The organism is Streptomyces griseorubiginosus (assembly GCF_017614965.1).
Lineage (GTDB): Bacteria > Actinomycetota > Actinomycetes > Streptomycetales > Streptomycetaceae > Streptomyces > Streptomyces griseorubiginosus_B.
This window is the reverse complement of record NZ_WVUG01000764.1, coordinates 1-380: the sequence shown is the minus strand read 5'-3', so window position 1 is coordinate 380 and position 380 is coordinate 1. Positions and strand designations below refer to the sequence as shown.

1 pseudogene is annotated in these 380 nt (G+C 78.2%); it reads left to right on the top strand.

Annotation, left to right across the window (positions count from 1 at the left end):
• A pseudogene (locus GRC12_RS45170) lies at positions 1 to 380 on the top strand (hypothetical protein); the annotation flags it as partial.

Sequence of the window (380 nt, the reverse complement as noted above, 5' to 3'; positions counted from 1 at the left end):
GTCCAGGACTGTCTCCGGCTCGCCGAGTCGCTCGACGAGGCGATGCGCGAGGGGGCCAGGCTGCGGGCCTTCCTGGTGGCCGACCTCGGCCGCTACCGCGCCGCGCTGCCCGGAACCGCCGCCGGCTATCTCACCCTGCTCGAGGAGGCGCTGGCCGCCGGTTACCGGCCGCAGCCCGACGACCTCGCCGCCCTCCGCGCGCTGCGGGGCAACACGGTCGCCGCGCTCCTCCTGGAGCGCTGCCAGGTCCTCGCCGAACAGGACGTACGAGCCCGTCTGGCGCGCGGTACGGCCCGTACGGCCCCCGCGACCGTCCCCGCCTCCCGCACGCGCCTGACGGCCCTCCCCGGCGGCCTCTCGGCCCACCCGGGGCCCAGGGC